Annotated in this window: 1 protein-coding gene and 2 pseudogenes; 1 reads left to right on the forward strand and 2 read right to left on the reverse strand. The window is 59.4% G+C overall.

The window, feature by feature from the left end; all coding sequences use genetic code 11:
- A partial coding sequence (locus tag AC1DX0_RS33980) for a DNA polymerase ligase N-terminal domain-containing protein (protein WP_477358728.1) occupies nt 1-1208 on the reverse strand: 1208 nt, incomplete at its 3' end.
- Between the two features lie 271 nt (nt 1209-1479).
- A pseudogene (locus AC1DX0_RS33985) lies at nt 1480-1985 on the reverse strand (YciE/YciF ferroxidase family protein).
- A gap of 220 nt (nt 1986-2205) precedes the next feature.
- Between AC1DX0_RS33985 and AC1DX0_RS33990 the strand changes: the two are divergent.
- A pseudogene (locus AC1DX0_RS33990) lies at nt 2206-2832 on the forward strand (HAD family hydrolase); the annotation flags it as partial.

Genomic DNA, 2832 nt, shown 5'->3' on the forward strand with positions numbered 1-2832 from the left:
TTGTTGAAGTGCTCGACATAGCGGATGAGGTTCTCCTCACCACGATCGACCCCTCCGAGCATCTGGTTCAGCCGCTCCTTACGCTCCGAGAGTGCCAACTTTCGCAGATCGACACCGTCGGCAAACAACAGATCGAACGCAAAGAAGATCAAATCCTTTGTCCGGCGCTCCGACAGTGCGGCCTGCAACGCGGCAAAGTCCGGCGCGCCATTTTTGCCGAGGGCGACGATCTCGCCGTCGACGATGACGTTGGGAAGGCGCGCCGCCTCTTTCGCGATCGAGCCAAACTTCTCGGTCCAGTCGAGGCCCTTTCGGGTCCTCAGCGTAGCGGCGCCTTCTTCGACGCGTAGCTGGACGCGATAGCCATCGAACTTGATTTCGTGAACCCAACTGGTTCCCGCCGGCGGACGCGAAAGTGTCGCGCAGAGCTGCGGTGAGATGAAATCGGGCATCTTCGCCGTCGAGCCACGAGCAGCTCGTTTCGAAGTGGGCGAGGGCTTTGGCGATGCCTTCAACGACTTGGCGCGCTCTTCGGCAGCGTGGCCGCAATTGCTGTGCCACACCGCGCCGGCATCGGCCGTCGCTGAGCCTTGCAGCATAAACGGCTTCGGGCCGGCTCCCTTTCCGGCAGCAATCTTTTCCATGCTCCGGCCCGAAGCTACGGAGCGGTCCTGTGCCAGCACCGCGTCGCCGTTACCGTCCGTGGCATATTTGTCGCGATGTTTGATCAGCAGCCAGTTGGTCCGCTTCCCGCCATTGCGGTCATGCTTCATACGCACAAGAACAAAACTTCCGCGCAGGCGCTTGCCGTCGAGCGTGAACTTCAGATCGCCCTTTGCCAAGGCCTCTTCGGGCGACATGGCGCCTTCCGGCTCCCAATAGCCGCGATCCCACAGCTGCACGGTGCCGCCGCCATACTGTCCCTTGGGGATCGTGCCCTCGAAGTCGCCGTACTCCAGCGGATGGTCCTCAACTTCAACTGCCAGCCGTTTATCCTGCGGATCAAGGGACGGACCTTTGGTGACGGCCCACGACTTGAAGACACCCTCCAACTCTAGGCGCAGGTCATAGTGAAGCCGCGTCGCATCATGTTTCTGGATCACAAACCGAAGCCGGGTCGATTTCGCGATCGAGCGTTCGCCGCTGGGCTCTTTCGTCTTCGTGAAATCCCGTTTGGCCCGATAGGTGGAAAGCTCGCCCTTTGTCATGGAAATGCCCCGGCTGATGACGCAACGCGCGACTCAACGCAGTGAGCGAGGTTTGGTTCGGTGAACGCTACGATGACCCCGCCGCTGCGTTTTCCGCTTGAGAGAAATTGTGGCATCGCCGCCCTCCTCACCAGACATATGGTTGGCGCTTGCGACACCGTCGTTCCTCCCGCCTTTGTGGCGGCTAACCAAAAGGCGTCAATGGGATTTGTACAGATCTGCCCAGCGGAAGGCCGGCCAGTTAAGACACTGACCGGCTTTCGTGAGCAGATTACTCGGCTGCGTGCAGATTGATCTTGCTTTCTGCAATCTCGCTTAGCTTGCGATCGGTCGCCTGTTCTTCCTTCAGGTTCTTGGCCAGAACGTTGGCGCAATCGCTGCGGCCGAGCTGCTTGGCCCAGGCGATGAGCGTTCCATAGCGGGYCATCTCGTAGTGCTCGACCGCCTGTGCCGAGGCAATCAGCGCGGCATCGAGGACGTCCTTGTCATCAACGTCGCCGCTCACGTCGTCGGCTTCTTCAAGTATGCCGTCGATTGCCGGGCAGTTGATTTGCTTTGCCTTAACGCCATGACGCTCGAATACCTCCTCGACACGCTCTATATGGACCCTGGTCTGGTCGAGGTGTTTTTCAAAGCCGGCCTTCAACTGCGGATCGGTTGCTTGTCGATCATCTTCGGCAGCGCCTTCTCGATCTGCTTTTCGGCGTAATAGATATCGCGCAGTGTGTGCACGAAGAGGTCGTCAAGTGTCTTGATGTTCTTCGAGAAGAAGCCCATCGCCTTTTCCTTTCACTACATTCGGTTGAATTCGGCGGCGGATGTATCCGCGACCCGATGATGGCCAGACTGGTCCCGGCTTGGCTGCTCAACGTGCCGTTACCGGTGAGGTTCCTAACTTTCTGGGGCCCTCGTTAGCGTGCTGCGCGTGTTCCATGGGAGCCTTTGTCTTCATCATTCGTTCTTGTTATGCGCGGGCTGGGACCAGGAAGGCTGGCAAATGTATTTTATGGCATTAGCGACGGATTATGACGGCACACTGGCCCCATGACGGGATCGTCTCGAAGAAGACCCTCGCCGCGCTGGAGCGGTTCAAGAAAACCGGCCGCAAGCTGATCCTCGTCACCGGACGTGAACTGCCCGACCTCAAGCGTGTCTTTCCCGAGGTCGGTTTGTTCGACAAGGTCATCGCGGAGAATGGCGCGCTGATCTATACGCCGGCCAGCGAGGAAGAGCGCACGATCTCGGCTGCACCAGATCCCAAATTCGTCGCCAAGCTGAAGAAACACGGCGTAAAGCCGCTTTCGATCGGACGCTCGATCGTCGCGACCTGGGAGCCTCACCAAGCTACGGCGCTAGACGTCATCAAGGAGATGGGACTGGGGCTGGAAATCATCTTCAACAAGGGTGCGGTGATGATCCTGCCGAGCGGCATCAACAAGGCCACCGGACTTGCTGCTGCGCTCCAGGACCTCCGGCTTTCATCGCACAATGTGGCCGGGGTCGGCGACGCTGAAAATGACCATGCCTTCCTGCAGGCCTGCGGCTGCAGCGTGGCTGTCGACAATGCAATTCCTGCCGTCAAGACCACCGCGGACCTGGTCATGCGGGGCGCCCGGGGGAAAGG

The sequence above is a fragment of the Mesorhizobium sp. P3_A9 genome (assembly GCF_056402975.1).